Below are 16,236 nucleotides of genomic sequence, written 5' to 3'. Positions count from 1 at the left end.
TCGGAGATGAGGAAAAAGGCTCGAGAAAAAATCGTCCCGGTTGGGAACAATCCGGCACGTCAATGGTTGCCCCTTCGAATTGTGGCGCAAATGCGGCTGCTCCGGCAGACCTGCGCCCCTTCCTGGCGCGCGTTCCGCGCCGTCTTCGGGGCCTTGGCCCCACCCATTCGAAAGGATACCGGACCATTGGCCATAACAATCACCGATCCCAATACCGCTGTCGCCGAAGAGGCGATCCCGGCGCCAGAAGGGCGCACCGAGATCATCGACACGACCTATGAGATCGGTCAGGACAACATCAATTTCCGCCGCCGCTTCGTCTTCGAACTCGACATCCATAATGTCGTCTTCAGCGTCTCGGCCCTCGCTATCGTCGTTTTCACCTTCCTGACGCTGGCCTTTCAGACCACGCTCGAGCCCGCCTTCACTGGGCTGCGCGATTTCCTCACCGGCAATCTCGACTGGTTCTTCCTGCTCACCGGCAACGTATTCGTGATCGTCTGCATCGGTCTCATCGTCTCGCCGCTCGGGCGGATCCGGCTTGGTGGCCCCGATGCGAGCCCCGACTACGGCAATCTCTCCTGGTTCTCGATGCTCTTTGCTGCCGGCATGGGCATCGGCCTGATGTTCTATGGCGTCTCCGAGCCCATGGGCCACTTCACCGCAGCCCTTGGCGGGCCGGTCTTCGAAGATGGCGTACGGACCGACTGGGCACCCCTCAATGGTGCGGTCGGTGACCCCGAAACGGCTCGTCGCCTTGCCATGGCCGCGACCATCTTCCATTGGGGCCTGCACCCCTGGGCGATCTATGCGGTCGTGGCATTGTCACTCGCACTCTTCTCCTTCAACAAAGGGCTGCCTCTCACCCTGCGCTCGATCTTCTACCCGATCTTCGGCGAACGCGTCTGGGGCTGGCCGGGCCATGTCATCGATATCCTTGCGGTCTTCGCCACCATCTTCGGCCTGTCGACCTCGCTCGGCATCGGTGCCCAGCAGGCGAGTGCCGGCCTGGAATTCCTCTTCGGCATTCCATCGACCCAGACGACGATGATCCTACTCGTGCTCGCCATCACCTGCATCGCCATCGCCTCGGTCGTCGCTGGCATGGACAAGGGCGTCAAACTCCTGTCGGAGATCAATCTCGGCCTCGCTGCCTTGCTGCTCGTCTTCATCATCGCGGTCGGCCCGACCATGCAGATCATTCAGGGTTTCTTCCTGAACCTGAAGGCCTATGCGACCTATCTGCCCGCCTTGGCCAATCCCTTCGGTCGGGAAGACACCAACTTCTCACAGGGCTGGACGGCCTTCTACTGGGCCTGGTGGATCAGCTGGTCGCCCTTCGTCGGCATGTTCATCGCACGCGTCAGCCGTGGCCGCAGCGTGCGTGAGCTTCTGACGGCAGTGCTCTTGATCCCATCGCTGGTTTCCGTCCTCTGGATGACAGCGCTCGGCGGCACGGCGATCAGCCAGGTCGTCAATGACGGCCTGAGCAGCGTCCAGGACGCAGCACTTGAACTGCAGCTGTTCGAGATGCTCGCCCATCTGCCGCTCACCGCCATCACGTCCTTCATCGGCATCGTGCTCGTGGTGGTCTTCTTCGTCACCTCCTCCGACTCCGGCTCGCTGGTGATCGACACGATCTCGGCCGGCGGCAAGGTCAATGCACCCGTGCCGCAGCGGGTGTTCTGGGCGACTTTCGAGGGCCTTGTCGCCATCGCGCTGCTGCTCGGCGGCGGACTGGTGGCCCTCCAGGCCATGGCGGTTTCCACCGGCCTGCCCTTTGCCATTGTGCTTCTGGGAGCAAGCTACGCCCTGATCCGGGGACTGCTTTCCGAACCCCGATAAAATTTCGTAGGGCGGATTAAAGAATTTAAATCCGCCCTACTATGATCATGATCTTGTTCCATTTTGCGCAAGCCGTTCGGCACGCATCTCATTTTCCGGTTTGCAAGGATCGCCCGTCATGACGACGGAAAGCCACCACCTTTCGGTTTGACAGCCGGAGAGAGGGACCGGACAGTGATGGGCGCTGTCGATCGGCCGGCATCGGGAAAGGGGAAGAGGATTGAGTGAGTTTTATGCGGTCACGTTGGTTGCAACGGCGCTGGTTTTCCTGGCTGCCTTTTCGAGCCTCATCGCTTTCCGCTTCGGCGCGCCCCTCCTTCTTCTCTTTCTGACCATTGGCCTTGGCGCAGGTGTCGACGGCCTCGGCATCGACTTCTCCAACTTCCCCCTCGCCTATGTAATCGGCTCGCTTGCCCTGGCAGTCGTCCTTTTCGATTCGGGCTTCGGCACATCGCTGCAGTCTTTCCGCCTGTCGGCCGCCCCCGCCTTGACGCTCGCGACCTTCGGCGTGCTGCTGACGACCGTCCTGCTCGGCGTGGCGGCACACTTCCTCTTTGGCTTCAGCTATCTCGAAGGCCTGCTCCTCGGCGCGATCCTCGCGTCGACCGATGCGGCTGCCGTCTTCTTCCTGCTGCGCATCGGCGGCATCAACATCCGTGATCGCGTACGCTCGACGCTGGAAGTCGAATCCGGCACCAACGACCCAATGGCGATCTTCCTCGCCATCGCTCTGGTCGAACTCATTTCCAATGGCAGCGGCTCGGACGGTCTGTCGCTCGAACTCCTGAGGCTCTTCGTCGAGCAGATGGGCATCGGCCTGATCCTCGGCCTCGTCGGTGGCGCAATGATCGCCTTCATCCTGCGTAAGCTGCAGATCGAGCAGGGTCTCGCCCCGATCTTCATGCTGGCGATCGCCTTGATGATCTTCTCCTTTACCGGCCTGATCGGCGGCAGCGGCTTCCTTGCCGTGTATGTCGCTGGGATCTATGCGGGTTCGCGCAAGCTACCCTCGACGGTGTCGATCAAGCGGTTCCAGGACGGCATGACCTGGCTTGCCCAAATCGTCATGTTCCTGGTGCTCGGCCTGCTCGCGACCCCGTCGCAGTTTCCGCAGATCCTGCTGCCCGCCGTTCTGCTCGCCCTCTTCCTGGTGTTCGTCGCGCGGCCACTCGCGGTCTGGCTCTGCCTCCTGCCCTTCGACTTCACCCAGCGTGAAACGGGCTTCATCGCCTGGGTGGGCTTGCGCGGTGCGGTCTCCATCCTGCTCGGCATCGTGCCCGTCATCGGCAACATGGAAAACGGCGAGGCCTTCTTCAACACGGCCTTCATCGTCGTCATGATCTCGCTGGTTCTACAAGGCTGGACCATCAAGCCACTGGCCAAGCGTCTCGGCCTTATCATCCCGCCGCGCATCGGTGCCATCGACAAGGTCGAACTCGACCTGCCGGGTACCGCAAATCACGAACTGTTGGCCTACCGCGTCGTCGCCGGCAGCCCCGTGCTCAACGGCGAGCGCATTCCGCGCTGGGCCATGCCCTCGCTCGTCATCCGCGATGGCAAGTCGATGCGCTATCAATATGCCGGCCGTCTGCGCGAGAATGACCAGGTCTACCTCTTCATCGCGCCGAGCTATTCCAAGCTGCTCGACCGACTCTTCGCCACCGAGGCCCCGGTGGCCGAGGACGACGGCGAATTCTTCGGCACCTTCGCCATCGCTCCCGCCAGCCATGTGCGCGATATCGACGAGGCCTATGGGCCGCTTTCGATCTCCGACAGCGAACGCGGCAAGACGGTCGCCGAACTGATCACCCAGCGTGTCGGCGGCCGGCCGGACTATGCGGATCGCGTTCGCCTCGGCACCATTGTTCTGATCGTCCGCGACATCGACGAGCACGGCCACATCGCCTCGGTCGGCGTCTCGATGGAACCGGTCGAGCCTGCGACCACCTGGCCGATCTTCCTCAATATCCGCGAACTCGCCCATGCGACACGCGATTACCTGCGTCGCAAACGCGGCGCGGCAGCCGTCGATCGCAGCGCCGAAAAATGAGCCGGCGCGCCTTGCGCCGTCACACGAGCGGTGTAAGGTCCGGCCCGCAAGCCCAATTCCAACAGCATTCAAGACGGGTAGACCCATGCCGGCTTTCAAGACACTCGACGATCTCTCCGACATCGCAGGCAAGCGCGTGCTTGTCCGCGTTGACCTCAACGTCCCCGTGACCAACGGCAAGGTCTCCGACACGACCCGCATCGAGCGCGTTGCGCCGACGATCCTGGAACTGTCGGAAAAGGGCGCCAAGGTCATCCTGCTCGCCCATTTCGGTCGTCCGAAGGGTGAACCGGTCGCGGACCAGTCGCTGTCTCTGATCGCGCCTGCCGTCGAGGAAGTGCTCGACCAGCGCGTCGCCTTCGCCTCCGACTGCATCGGCGCACCTGCTGCCGACGCCATCGCCAAGATGGAGAACGGCGACATCCTGCTTCTCGAAAACACCCGCTTCCACAAGGGCGAAGAGAAGAACACCCCGGAGTTTACCGCCGAACTCGCCAAGAACGGCGACATCTACGTCAACGACGCCTTTTCGGCCGCACACCGTGCGCATGCCTCGACCGAAGGCCTTGCCCACCACCTGCCCGCCTATGCCGGCCGCACCATGCAGGCTGAACTCGAAGCGCTGGAAAAGGGTCTGGGACAGCCGACCCGACCCGTCGTTGCCATCGTCGGCGGCGCCAAGGTCTCGACCAAGATCGATCTGCTTTCCAACCTCGTGACCAAGGTCGACGCCCTCGTCATCGGCGGCGGCATGGCGAACACCTTTATCGCCGCCCAGGGCATCGATGTCGGCAAGTCGCTCTGCGAGCATGACCTCGCCGACACCGCCCGTTCGATCATGGAAACAGCGAAGACCGCCGGCTGCGCCATCGTGCTGCCCGTCGACGGCGTCGTTGCCCGCGAGTTCAAGGCCAATGCCGCCAACGAAACCGTCGACATCAACGCGATCCCCGCGGATGCCATGATGCTGGACGTTGGCCCGAAGTCCGTAGAACTGATCAACAGCTGGATCGGCAAGGCCGCAACCCTGGTTTGGAACGGCCCGCTCGGCGCCTTCGAAATCGCGCCCTTCGACAAGGCGACCGTTTCGGCGGCCCTGCATGCCGCCGAACAGACCAAGGCCGGCAAGCTGGTTTCCGTTGCCGGCGGCGGCGACACCGTCTCGGCACTCAACCACGCGGGCGTTGCCGATGACTTCTCCTATGTCTCGACGGCAGGCGGCGCTTTCCTCGAATGGATGGAAGGCAAGGAATTGCCAGGCGTCGCGGTCCTGACCAAGGGCTGATCACGCCGACGCACCGATCGGAAACACAGTGACCGCGTGTCCCAGGGCACGCGGTTTTTTCGTGCGCCATGTCATTTGGCTGCCGAGCCTTCGGTGTTAGCATGGTGCAACGGGAACCTCGGTCCGCCAAGCGGGTTGTTCCTCGTGAAGCCAGATGTGCAGTCTGTCGGCGAAACGACAGCAATTTCCGTGCCGATTGAAACGCATTTAAAAATCTTTGAATTTTCAAACGATTGAAATGATTTCAATCGTTTCAATAGGTTAGCTGCCCATTTTCCCTTTGGAGAAGTTCTGTTATCGCCGAACTCATCTCGGTCTTTAAAGGCCGAAAGGCTCAAGGGAATGACCCGGACGACCACAGCGGTCCGTCGAAAGAGCAAGAGAATAGTCCGGCGCGACGGCGCCATGTTCAGGGATAGGAGTGAGATATGGTGGACGCGAAGATGTTGGACAAAATGACCTCGGCACCCGGCTTCATCGCCGCGCTGGACCAGAGTGGCGGTTCGACACCGGGCGCACTGCGTCTCTATGGCGTCTCCGAGAGCGACTACCAGGGCGACGACGAAATGTACCGCCTGATCCACGCAATGCGCGTGCGCATCATGAAGGCGCCTGCCTTCACCGGCGACAAGGTCATCGGCGCCATCCTCTTTGAGCGGACCATGGACGGCGATGTCGACGGCGAGCCCGTCCCCTCCTTCCTCTGGGAAAAGCGGGGCGTTGTCCCCTTCCTCAAGATCGACAAGGGGCTGATGGAGGAAGAAAACGGCGTTCAACTGATGAAGCCCATGCCGGACCTCGACGCGCTTCTCATCCGCGGCCGCGAAAAGGGTATCTTCGGCACCAAGATGCGCTCGGTCATCGCCCATGCTGACAAGGCCGGCATCACCGCCGTCGTGCGCCAGCAGTTCGAGGTTGCCCGCCAGATCATCGCCCAGGGCCTCGTGCCGATCGTCGAACCGGAAGTCTCGATCAAGAGCCCGAGCAAGGCGGAAGCCGAAGCCATCCTGCGTGACGCAATCGCCGCCGAGCTCGACAAGCTGCCATCAGGCGACAAGGTCATGCTCAAGCTGACCATTCCGACCGTGGCCGACTTCTACGCACCGCTGATGAGCCATGCAGCAGTCGTCCGTGTTGTGGCCCTCTCCGGTGGCTATTCGACGGTCGACGCCTGCGAAAAGCTGCGACAGAACCACGGCATGATCGCGAGCTTCTCGCGCGCGCTCGCCGAAAAGCTGCGTGCCTCCATGAGCGACGCCGAATTCAACAGCAGCATCGCGGCGACGATCGAGCAGATTTACGCCGCAAGCGTTGCCAAGGTCGGCGCCATCGCGGCCGAATAATTGGGTCCAGGCTCTTATAAGTAAGACGTGACCACTGACGTCAAACTTGTCATCAGGACACGAAAGCCCGGCCACGCGCCGGGTTTTCTGCGTTATGGGAGGGGAATGGAACATCCGGAGCCCGCATGAAAACCGTCCCCTTCGTCACCGTCGATGTCTTCACCGAAAGCCGGTTTGCCGGCAATCCGCTCGCCGTTATCACCGATGCACGGGGCCTGACAGACATCGAGATGCAGCAAGTCGCGGCAGAGTTCGGATATTCGGAAACGACCTTCGTCCTACCTGCGAGTGACCCAGCCAATACGGCCGAAGTCCGCATCTTCACGCCAGTGACGGAAGTTCCCTTCGCCGGCCACCCGAATGTCGGCACGGCCCATGTGCTCGCCACAGCAGGAGCCGCCTTCGGAAGGCCGGTAGGCGAGCAACTTCGCTTCGAAGAAAAGGCAGGCCTTGTCGACGTTTCAGTGAAGCGCGATCCGGACGGCACGGTGACGGGAACCACGATCCGCGCTCCGGGGCCCCTCACCACCGGTGCAAGGATATCGGCTGATGTCATGGCCCCCTGTATCGGCCTTGCCGAAGCCGACATCGAGGTGAACAGGCATGAACCGGTCTTCGCCTCTGTCGGCCTCAAATTCATCCTGGTCGAAGTGAAGAACCTGGAAGCCCTGGGCAAGGCAGCCTCGCAGCTTGATCCCCTCACCGCCCTTCGCGCAACCTTTGCCGACGAAGACTGCGACTGCGCCACCTTCCTCTACACCTGGGTCGGTGCGGACCACATCCGCGCCCGCATGTTCGCCCCTTTCGACAACGTCGCAGAAGATCCCGCGACCGGAAGCGCCTCGGCGGCACTCGGTGCCTTCCTCACCACGCTCAGCTCCGCTCTGCCGGAGCGACACTTGCTGATCGAACAGGGCGTTGAAATGGGCCGGCGTAGCCTCATCCGCTTGCGTGTGACGACAAACGACGGGAAGTTCGACCAGGTCGAGATCAGTGGCAGCTCTGTTCTCGTCACGCGCGGCGAACTTTACCTGTGACGGAAGGGCAACCAGCCTACCGATAACGCTCAATCCTTGTGCTTTTGCTGAAAATGTCAGCAGACCATCCTTGCCGGTTCAGGCCTCTGGGCCTATAACAGCGCTCGAGGACGACCTCCCCAGTTTGAGACCGATAGCACTGCGGGACGACCCGCCTGTTTTCCCGGAGGGAAGAACATGCGCACTGCCGCAGACCGCATCCGCCACGCCATCAGCTTCGAGCTCATCGGGCTTGCCTTGATCATACCGCTGGGCAGCTGGGCCTTTTCAGTGCCCGTGTCAGACATCGGCATCGTCGGCGTCGTCAGCGCGACCCTCGCGACGGCCTGGAACTATCTCTACAATCTTGGCTTCGACCACCTTCTGCGTCGCTATGCCGGCACGACGCTGAAGACCGTGCCGATGCGCATCATCCACGCCATCCTCTTCGAGGCCGGACTTCTGATGGTCCTGATGCCGTTCATTGCCTGGTATCTCGGCATCAGCCTGTGGCAGGCCTTCGTTATGGACGTGGCATTTGCGCTTTTCTACCTGGTCTATGCCTTCATCTTCAACTGGGCCTATGACCGGCTCTTCCCCCTGCCCGAATGGCAGACGGAAAAGGCTGCTGCCGCGAACTGACCCGCGATCGGGTCAGGGCCGGATCAGCAGCGTGATCGACCAGGTGACAAAGGCGACGACTGCGAGCTTCCAGAAATCGCTGCGTCGTCTCAGGCCCGGAATGCCGATCGGCTTGATCACCTGAACGATCATGGCAAGAATCAAAAAGGCGGAGATGGCCTTGGTCATCGAATTTCCTTGTGGAACCCGCGCGGGATGCCACGCTGGCGGCATGCGATGCGGTGCGCAGCCACATCGCTGTCACTTTTGCCCGCCAGAAACTTTTCCTGCAAGCGCCAAGGTCGCATTCAGACAACGGTAGGAACATCCGTCTACTGTAACCGCGTCGTACCGCCCGCCCTCGGGTGCCATCCACACCAATCGACAAGAATGCCATGAGACGTAATCTTCTGCCGGTAATGGCCCTGCTTCTGGGCACGCTCTTCCTGTTCCTCGGAAACGGCCTGCATGGTCTGTTGCTACCGGTCCGTGGCGCCGCAGAAGGCTATTCGAACGAAGTGCTCGGCCTGCTCGGGACGACATGGGCGGCGGGCTTCGTGCTCGGCTGTTTCGTGGCGCCGAAGCTGGTCATGCGCGTCGGCCATGTCCGCGCCTTCTCCACCTTCGTCTCGCTGATCTCCGTCAACGCCCTGCTGACCGGCATCGTCGTCGATGCAAACTGGTGGGTGGCGCTGCGCGTCATCACCGGCTTCTGCACGGCAGGCACCTCGATGATCATCGAAAGCTGGCTGAACGAGCGCGCGACGAACGAGAGCCGCGGCATGATCTTCTCGTTCTACATCTCGATCACCCTGATCGGCGTGGTCGGCGGCCAGATGCTGGTCGGCGTCTTCGATCCGGCGACAACCATCCTCTTCATGGTCTGCGGCATCGTCTACGGCTTTGCCGTCCTGCCAACGCTAATGTCGACCGCAGCCACGCCCCAGCCGCTCCGGTCGATCAAGCTCGACCTGCCACTGCTCTACCGCAACTCGCCCGTCTCCTTTATCGGCATCCTGATGATCGGCATCGCCAACGGCGCCTATGGCACGCTCGGCGCCGTCTTCGGCGCGCGCACCGGGCTCGATGCCTCGACCATCGCGCTGCTTCTCTCGGTGACGATCTTCCTCGGCGCGGTCATGCAGTTTCCGGCCGGCAAGCTTTCCGACCGGATCGACCGTCGCTACGTGCTGGCAGCGCTTTCGGCACTGGCCGCCTTCGCAGCCCTCGGCCTCGTGTTCCTGACGCCCACAGATCCGCTCTGGATCTTCATTTTCGTCGGCATCTATGGTGCGGCCGCCAACGCGCTCTACCCGATTGCCGTCGCCCATGCGAACGACTTCGCCAAGCCGGATGAGTTCGTGAAGGTGTCCGGCGGCCTGCTCCTGCTCTTCGGCATCGGCACGATCATCGGCCCGACCCTCGGCGGCCCTGTCATGACGGCCGCCGGACCTTACGCGCTCTTCGCAGTCACCGCCGTCTCGCACCTGCTGATCTCGGCCTATGCGATCTACCGCAGCCGCACCCGCGCCGCGATCCCGGCCGCCGATCGCGAAAACGTCCCGAACCTGCCGATCTCGGCTTCGCCGATGAGCAGCACGCCGGAAGGCCTGAGTCTCGACCCGCGTGCGGCACCATTGCCAGACCAGGAACCCTATGACGAACAGGACCAGAGGGATTCGCGAGAATGATCATCGACGAAGAACCCCGCAAGCGCGGCACCGGCCACGAGCTGGGCTGCGACATATCCGCCATCTCGGCGGATGAGTTGCGACATCGAATCACCTTGCTGGAAGGTGAGATCGAGCGCCTGAAGGGTGAGATCGACCGCAAGGAGGCAGGCCGAAAGGCGGCCGACAGCCTGTTCGGCCCTAAAGTATAGATCGGCGATCTACAGACCCGCCTCCGAAAGAACCACTTTTCAATTTTCCGTTTACTTCACGTTAAGCCTTTTATCCGAAACTGTGGTCATCCAGAGCTCCTGGGTTCAGGCATTTTCCTTTATTTGGGGTGGCTTGATTTTCTCCCTGTTTTACCTTGAGAGCCGCATTTGCGGCTCTTTTTTTGTCCAATGGGGCAAAGGTTTCACGAAATTGTGGGAATTAACCCTTCCTTAAGTTTCGCCTTGCGGATTTGGGCTATTGGTAGCATCGTAGCCTCACAAAATGCGACAGGAACAAGTTCGTAGCGCTGTCGTTACATGCCTAAGTGATGCGTTTACAGGGAAACATCCATGTCTGAACTCGGTGTGAATACGGTTAGCTTTGCCGGTCGTGTGGCAGCGTCCAGCCAGTTCAAGTCGACCTATGCCGAAGGCATGGGACTGGTTGAAGAAACTGCCGCTTACCTCGACGGCCCCGGCCGCGCAGCCGCCAAGGTTCTGCCGCGCCAGGCTTCGGTATTGTACGCGGCCGAGTCGATGCGCCTGACCACGCGCCTGATGCAGATGGCCTCCTGGCTTCTCCTGCAGCGCGCCGTGAACAATGGTGAGATGAGCCGCGACCAGGTTCTCTCCGAGAAGAGCAAGGTTCGCCTCGACGGCTTCAATGTCGACCGTGCTGCACCGGGCTGGAACGACCTGCCGGAAGCTTTCCGCGACCTCGTCGAGCGCTCGCTGCGCCTGCAGAACCGCATCGCCCTTCTCGACCGCGAAATCTATCGTCCAGCCAGCGAAGAAGAATTCCAGCCGGACAATGAAAACAGCGTCCAGGCTCAGCTCAACCTGCTGCGCACCGCCTTCAACGCCGGCTGATCAAGTCGCAAGCACCACCTTCAACCCGGCCAGCGAAAGCTGCGCCGGGTTTTTTCATGGCCGGGTCGACCAAGACTTCTGAATCACGGACAATAAAAAGCCCGGCACGAAGGCCGGGCTTTTTGTTAATATTCGGATCGTTCGAACGATCAGAGGCCGAGGCCGCCGAAACGCTTGTTGAACTTCGAAACGCGGCCGCCGCGGTCCAGCAGCTGCTGGTTGCCGCCGGTCCATGCCGGGTGCGAGCTCGGATCGATTTCGAGGTTCATGACGGCGCCTTCCGAACCCCAGGTCGAACGGGTCTCGTATTCGGTACCATCGGTCATGACGACCTTGATGACGTGGTAGTCGGGATGGATGTTAGCCTTCATCGCTCTATTCCTGCTGTGCCGAGCGGTCCATTTGCCGCAATTGCCTCGGCAGAACCTATTCAATAGATGAAGCCGCAGTCCGTCTGGGCTACGGCTTCCCAATTCGATGCCGTGCCTATACATGAAGGACGCAGGGATAACAAGTGCCAAGGCGCGAAAGCCCATGTGCACTGAAGGAGCATGACAGAGTGACCTCGGAAGCTGAAAACACAGACAAGAAACGCCGCTCTCTGAAGCCCCTGACAAGCCTCTTTCCCTATCTCGGGCGCTATCGGGGTCTGGTCGCTGGCGCGCTGATCTTCCTGTGCCTGGCCGCCGCCACCACGCTTGCCCTACCGATCGCCATCCGTCGCATGCTGGACCACGGTTTCCAAGCATCCGACAGCGCCTTCATCAACAAATACTTCGCCATGATGATCGTCATGGCCATCGTTCTCGCGGTCGCCAGTGCCCTTCGATACTATTACGTCATCACAATCGGCGAACGCGTGGTGGCAGACCTGAGACGCGACGTGTTTGCCCATGTCACGCGGCTCTCTCCCTCCTTCTTCGACATCAACCAGTCGGGCGAGATCGTCTCGCGGCTGACGGCCGATACGACTCAGCTGAAATCAGCTGTCGGCGCGACGGCCTCGCTTGCGCTCCGCAACACCATCCTCTGTCTCGGCGCTGTCGGCATGATGATCGCGACCAGCCCGAAGCTGTCGATCATGGTCCTGGCGGCGATCCCGGTCATCGTCTTCCCTCTGGTCGGCTTTGGCCGTTCCGTGCGCCAGCGCTCCCGCGCCGCTCAGGATACGCTCGCGGAAGCATCGTCCTATGCCGGCGAAGTCATTGGCGCTGCCCGCACACTTCAAGCCTTCAATGCCGAAGAGGCCGCACGTGGTCGATATTTCTCCTCCGTCGAGAGCGCCTTTGAGGCCGCACGCTCAGCGATCCGCTCCCGCTCGCTTCTGACAGGCGTCGCCATTGCCCTCGTCTTCGGCAGCGTGGTCGGCGTTCTCTGGTATGGCGCTCAGAGCGTTCTGGCCGGCACCATGAGCGGCGGCACGCTTGGCCAGTTCCTGCTCTACTCGCTGATCGCAGCCGGCTCGCTCGGCACGCTCTCGGAAGTCTGGGGCGAGCTTTCGCAAGCCGCCGGTGCTGCGGAGCGCCTGCACGAACTCCTGGCAGAACACCCGGCGATCGCAGCACCTGCCAACCCCAAGGCCCTGCCCGAACCTGCCCAGGGCAGCATCACCTTCGACGACGTCCAGTTCGTCTATCCCTCTGCCAAGACGAAATCAGCGCTGAACGGGCTCTCCTTCTCTGTCGCGCATGGCGAAACGGTCGCGATTGTCGGCCCGTCCGGTGCAGGCAAGAGCACGATCTTCTCCCTCATCCTGCGCTTCTACGATCCATCCTCCGGCACCATCCGGCTCGACGGTGTCGACATTCGCGAAGCCGATCCGCAGGCCGTGCGCGAACGCATTGCCATCGTCCCCCAGGATACGACGATCTTCGCCTCCTCGATCCACGACAACATCGCCTTTGGCACGCCGGACGCCTGCCGCGGCATGGTGGAGGCGGCAGCAGAAGCCGCCCAGGCGAGCGAATTCATCGGCCGCCTGGAGAATGGCTTCGACACCATTGTCGGCGAGCGTGGCGTGACGCTTTCGGGCGGCCAGCGCCAGCGCATCGCGATTGCCCGCGCCCTCCTGCGCGACGCCCCTCTCCTGCTGCTCGACGAAGCAACCTCGGCGCTCGACGCCGAAAGCGAGACACTCGTCCAGAAGGCACTGGATGGCCTGATGCGCGACCGCACCACGATCGTGATCGCCCACCGGCTGGCAACCGTGCTGAAGGCCGATCGCATCCTGGTTCTCGATGATGGCCGCATTGTCGAGGAAGGCACGCACCAGAGTCTTATCCAGCAGGGTGGCCTCTATGCGAAGCTCGCCCGTCTGCAGTTCGAGACGGGTGGCCGTGATTTCACGGCCGCTGCGCAGTAAGCGCCGCAATTGAAGCCTGATGGGTGGACGTCCACCCATCAAAAGCGCCAATTGGGTGAATTGTCACCCATTCCCCTTCCCGATTACGCCTCCTTGGACACCGGCATGCAGCCTGCCGTTGAACGGCCTCGCGCGCCTGCCACACTCCCCACGTCCGAGAAGCTGGAGGAGCAGCCGCTTCGGACATTCGACATTGAATGGAGGAGTACTCATGTCGTTCTATAAATCCCTTTTTGCCGGCGGTCTGGCCGCCGGATTGCTTGTCGCCGCACAGGCACAGGCTGCCTTTCCCGAGCGTCCCGTGACGCTTGTCGTGCCCTTTGCCGCTGGCGGCTCGACCGATGTCGTCGCCCGCGTGATCGCCGAAAAGATGTCTGCGGATCTCGGCCAGCAGGTAATCGTCCAGAACGTGGCAGGTGCTGGCGGCAGCCTCGGCGCTGGCAATGTCGCGCGGGCCGAGCCGGACGGCTACACGATCCTGATGGGCACGGTCGCCACCCACGCGCTCAACCCGCTGATGCTGAAGAGCAAGCCCTATGACGCTGAGGCAGACTTCGCACCCGTCTCGCTGCTGGTGCTCGTTCCCAACGTGCTGGTCGTCAACCCCGAACTGCCAGCAAAATCTGTCGAGGAGCTTCTGGCCCTGCTGAAGGCCGAGCCAGACAAATGGAGCTACGCCTCTTCCGGCAATGGCACACCGCTGCATCTATCTGGCGAACTGTTCAAGTCGATGGCAGGCGTGACCATGGAGCACATTCCCTACAAGGGATCCGGCCCGGCACTCAACGACGTGCTCGGCAACCAGGTGTCGATCATGTTCGACAACCTGCCCTCGTCATCCGCCCATATCAAGGCCGGCACCTTGAAGGCTCTTGCCGTCACGACCGCCGAACGCGCACCATCCTTCCCGGATGTCCCGACCATGGCGGAAGCCGGTCTGCCCGGCTACGAGACCTATACTTGGAATGCGCTCTTTGCCCCGAAGGATACGCCAAAGGATGTGGTCGACCGGCTGAATGTCGCCGCCGTCAAGGCCATGGCAGATCCTGGCGTCGCCGAGCGGATGAAGGAATTCTCCGCCACGATCGTCGCCTCCAGCCCGGATGAGCTTGCCACGCATGTGAAGGCCGAAGTCGCGAAATGGACGCCGGTGGTCAAGGACGCCAACGTCCAGATGGACTGAACCGACCTTACCACATGTAGGAAAGGGCGGTGTCACCACCGCCCTTTATCAATTCCCCCAGGGGCTCGATCAGCGCCCGACGCTGCGCCCAGCCACCCGACCGGAGAACAGGCAGCCACCGAGGAAGGTCCCCTCGAGCGCGTTGTAACCATGCATGCCGCCACCGCCGAAGCCGGAAACCTCGCCCGCCGCATAAAGCCCCGGCACCGGCTTGTTCTCGCGATTGAGCACCCGGCCTTCCAGATCCGTATGCAGCCCGCCCAGCGTCTTGCGGGTGAGGATATGCAGCCTGACACCGATCAGCGGCCCAGCGGCCGGATCAAGCAGCCGGTGGGGCTTTGCCGTGCGCATCAGCTTGTCGCCGAGATAGTTGCGAGCACCCCGAATGGCCACGACCTGCGCATCCTTGGAGAAGCTGTTGGTCATCTGCCGGTCGCGCGCCTCGATCTGGGCACGGACATGGTGCACGCCGAGACGGTGTTCACCCGTCAGCTCGTTCATGCCGGCCACGAGATCCTCGAGCGTATCGCGCACGATGAAATCCTCGCCCTTGTCTATGAAGGACTGCACCGGACCCGGCGGGTTCTTGCCGAGACGTTTCATCAAGAGCGGGATGTTCTTGTCGGTAAGGTCAGGATTCTGTTCGGAGCCTGACAGGGCAAACTCCTTCTTGATGATCGCCTTGTTGAGGATGAACCAGGAATAGTCATGACCGCGCGCACGGATGGCTTTCAGCGTCCCAAGCGTATCGAAGCCGGGCAAGGCGGGTGCTGGAAAACGGTTGCCGTCAGCATCACACCAGAAGGAAGACGGGCCAGGCAGAATGCGGATGCCGTGGTTTGGCCAGATCGGATCCCAGTTCTTGAGGCCCTCGGTATAGTGCCACATCCGGTCGCCATTGATGACCTCGCCACCAGCGGCCTGGGCAACGCCGAGCATGCGTCCATCAACATGCGCCGGCACGCCGGCCACCATGTGCTTCGGCGCAGGCCCCAGGCGATCGACAGGCCAGCTCTTGCGGACGAGATCGTGATTGCCGCCGATGCCCCCGGACGCGATGATCACGGATCCGGCCTTGACCTCGAAATCTCCGATGACATTGCGGGAGCTGGTGCCGCCGCGCGGCGTCGCGTCACCCGCCAACAGTTGGCCGGTGACGCCCGTGACGACGCCATTCGTTACGACAAGCCGGTCCACCTGGTGGCGAAAGAGAAGGGTCAGTTTGCCAGCGTCGGCCGCCGCCTTGGCGCGCCGGACGAAGGGTGCCAGCACGCCGGGGCCTGTCCCCCAGGTGACATGGAAGCGCGGCACCGAGTTTCCGTGGCCATCGGCATGGCCACCGCCCCGCTCGGCCCAACCGACCACCGGAAACCAGCTGACACCTTGGGCTTTCAACCAGCTGCGCTTTTCGCCGGCAGCAAACTGCAGATAGGCTTCAGCCCATTGCCGTGGCCAGAAGTCTTCCGTGCGATCGAAGGCGGCCGAGCCCAGCCAGTCCTGGCGCGCCAGCTCGATGCTGTCGCGAATGCCCATCCGACGCTGTTCCGGACTGTCGATCAAGAACAGGCCACCCAGCGACCAGAAGGCCTGGCCTCCGAGGTTCTGTTCGCCCTCCTGGTCGATCAGGCCAACCTTGAGACCGCGATCGACAGCCTCCGTGGCCGCAACGAGACCGGCCAGCCCTCCTCCAATGACGATGACGTCGAATTCCTGCATGCCACCCTCCCAAAGCGCATGTCTTACCTTTACGCGCACGTAATACAGCACGCAAGTTGTCTG

General features: G+C 61.9%; 14 protein-coding genes. 11 read left to right on the top strand and 3 right to left on the bottom strand.

Features of this window, described 5'->3' with window-relative positions; all coding sequences use genetic code 11:
- Positions 1 to 186: 186 nt before the first annotated feature.
- The 6 genes from AC02Y0_RS03070 (at position 187) to AC02Y0_RS03045 (ending at position 8,181) form a co-directional block, all read left to right on the top strand.
- Positions 187 to 1,845: a BCCT family transporter gene (locus AC02Y0_RS03070; protein WP_476382318.1), complete on the top strand. Its 1,659-nt coding sequence runs from the start codon at positions 187 to 189 to the stop codon at positions 1,843 to 1,845.
- A gap of 220 nt (positions 1,846 to 2,065) precedes the next feature.
- Positions 2,066 to 3,895 carry a potassium/proton antiporter gene (locus AC02Y0_RS03065; RefSeq protein WP_476382316.1) on the top strand — a complete coding sequence of 610 codons (1,830 nt, stop codon included), beginning with the start codon at positions 2,066 to 2,068 and terminating at the stop codon, positions 3,893 to 3,895.
- An 85-nt stretch (positions 3,896 to 3,980) separates the two neighbouring features.
- Positions 3,981 to 5,180 carry a phosphoglycerate kinase gene (locus tag AC02Y0_RS03060; protein ID WP_476382314.1) on the top strand — a complete coding sequence of 400 codons (1,200 nt, stop codon included), beginning with the start codon at positions 3,981 to 3,983 and terminating at the stop codon, positions 5,178 to 5,180.
- A 428-nt stretch (positions 5,181 to 5,608) separates the two neighbouring features.
- A complete protein-coding gene (locus AC02Y0_RS03055; RefSeq protein ID WP_476382312.1) occupies positions 5,609 to 6,523 on the top strand; it encodes a fructose bisphosphate aldolase in 915 nt (304 codons plus the stop codon).
- 125 nt (positions 6,524 to 6,648) lie between these two features.
- Positions 6,649 to 7,560, top strand: coding sequence for a PhzF family phenazine biosynthesis protein (locus AC02Y0_RS03050; RefSeq protein WP_476382310.1), 912 nt, complete (start codon positions 6,649 to 6,651; stop codon positions 7,558 to 7,560).
- A gap of 177 nt (positions 7,561 to 7,737) precedes the next feature.
- Positions 7,738 to 8,181, top strand: coding sequence for a PACE efflux transporter (locus AC02Y0_RS03045; protein ID WP_476382308.1), 444 nt, complete (start codon positions 7,738 to 7,740; stop codon positions 8,179 to 8,181).
- A gap of 12 nt (positions 8,182 to 8,193) precedes the next feature.
- Here the strand turns inward: AC02Y0_RS03045 and AC02Y0_RS03040 are convergent, their stop codons facing one another.
- On the bottom strand, positions 8,194 to 8,349 hold the full coding sequence (locus AC02Y0_RS03040) for a hypothetical protein (protein WP_172449970.1): 156 nt from the start codon (positions 8,347 to 8,349) through the stop codon (positions 8,194 to 8,196).
- Positions 8,350 to 8,555: 206 nt separating this feature from the next.
- On the opposite strand from AC02Y0_RS03040, the gene AC02Y0_RS03035 reads away from it, so the two are divergent.
- From AC02Y0_RS03035 to rcdA, 3 genes are all read left to right on the top strand, one after another.
- Positions 8,556 to 9,851, top strand: coding sequence for an MFS transporter (locus tag AC02Y0_RS03035; RefSeq protein ID WP_476382305.1), 1,296 nt, complete (start codon positions 8,556 to 8,558; stop codon positions 9,849 to 9,851).
- The gene (locus AC02Y0_RS03030; protein WP_476382303.1) at positions 9,848 to 10,042 is read left to right on the top strand and encodes a DUF1192 domain-containing protein; all 195 of its coding nucleotides are present in this window, start codon (positions 9,848 to 9,850) and stop codon (positions 10,040 to 10,042) included. Before AC02Y0_RS03035 ends, AC02Y0_RS03030 begins: the two co-directional genes overlap by 4 nt.
- A 351-nt stretch (positions 10,043 to 10,393) precedes the next feature.
- Positions 10,394 to 10,912, top strand: coding sequence for a protease adaptor protein RcdA (gene rcdA, locus AC02Y0_RS03025; RefSeq protein ID WP_102018356.1), 519 nt, complete (start codon positions 10,394 to 10,396; stop codon positions 10,910 to 10,912).
- 149 nt (positions 10,913 to 11,061) lie between these two features.
- Here the strand turns inward: rcdA and rpmE are convergent, their stop codons facing one another.
- On the bottom strand, positions 11,062 to 11,283 hold the full coding sequence (gene rpmE / locus AC02Y0_RS03020) for a 50S ribosomal protein L31 (protein WP_102018357.1): 222 nt from the start codon (positions 11,281 to 11,283) through the stop codon (positions 11,062 to 11,064).
- Positions 11,284 to 11,471: 188 nt separating this feature from the next.
- On the opposite strand from rpmE, the gene AC02Y0_RS03015 reads away from it, so the two are divergent.
- Positions 11,472 to 13,274: an ABC transporter transmembrane domain-containing protein gene (locus AC02Y0_RS03015; RefSeq protein WP_476382301.1), complete on the top strand. Its 1,803-nt coding sequence runs from the start codon at positions 11,472 to 11,474 to the stop codon at positions 13,272 to 13,274.
- 211 nt (positions 13,275 to 13,485) lie between these two features.
- On the top strand, positions 13,486 to 14,457 hold the full coding sequence (locus AC02Y0_RS03010) for a Bug family tripartite tricarboxylate transporter substrate binding protein (protein WP_476382299.1): 972 nt from the start codon (positions 13,486 to 13,488) through the stop codon (positions 14,455 to 14,457).
- A 69-nt stretch (positions 14,458 to 14,526) separates the two neighbouring features.
- On the opposite strand, the gene AC02Y0_RS03005 is transcribed toward AC02Y0_RS03010, so the two are convergent.
- Positions 14,527 to 16,173: an FAD-binding dehydrogenase gene (locus AC02Y0_RS03005; protein WP_476382297.1), complete on the bottom strand. Its 1,647-nt coding sequence runs from the start codon at positions 16,171 to 16,173 to the stop codon at positions 14,527 to 14,529.
- Positions 16,174 to 16,236 lie beyond the last annotated feature (63 nt).

This window comes from Allorhizobium sp. nf9_anc, assembly GCF_056323085.1.
Note: the sequence above shows the minus strand (reverse complement) of the source record. Positions and strands in the feature narration are given on the sequence as shown.